Source organism: Pseudomonas syringae group sp. J309-1, assembly GCF_032582135.1.
Classification (GTDB): Bacteria; Pseudomonadota; Gammaproteobacteria; order Pseudomonadales; family Pseudomonadaceae; genus Aquipseudomonas; species Aquipseudomonas quasicaspiana.
The window spans coordinates 1-534 of record NZ_JAWHNU010000155.1; the positions used below are offsets into that span (position 1 = coordinate 1).

Consider the following 534-nt stretch of genomic DNA (forward strand, 5'->3'; position numbering starts at 1 on the left):
GCGCGCATGCGCGCCGACGCGCACATTGTCGATCACGGATACGTTGGGAACCAGCGCGACGTTCTGGAAGGTGCGGCCGATGCCGATCTCGGCGATCCGGTGCGGCGGCCGCGACAGGATGCTCTTGCCTTCCATCAGGATGTCGCCGGACGACGGCTGATAGAGCCGCGACAGGCAATTGAACAGCGTCGTCTTGCCGGCGCCGTTCGGCCCGATCAGTCCGAGGATCTGCCCATGGCGCATGTCGAACGACACGCCATTCAGTGCGATGATGCCGCCGAACACGACGCTGACGTCGCGAACCGCGAGCAAGGGATCATTCCCCTGCGCGAGCTGTGCCTGCGTCATCTCGTCTCGCCCGCCGTCTTCGAGCGGTGCGAGCGGTCCTGCGATGCGTTTCGCTGGACGTGATGGAGGCTATCTGATCCCCTCGGCCAAACGTGCAACTTTCCCTCCTACTCTGGTCTTTTTGCGTTCTTCTTTTTTGGATTGCGGCGCCATTCCAACGAGCGCCTGCTCGATGTTCCTTACCAT

At 62.4% G+C, this 534-nt stretch carries 1 protein-coding gene; it reads right to left on the bottom strand.

Features of this window, described 5'->3' with window-relative positions; translation table 11 throughout:
• Nucleotides 1-348, bottom strand: a 348-nt coding sequence (locus RX972_RS29205) for an ATP-binding cassette domain-containing protein (protein WP_316880781.1), incomplete at its 3' end; no start/stop codon positions are given.
• Nucleotides 349-534 lie beyond the last annotated feature (186 nt).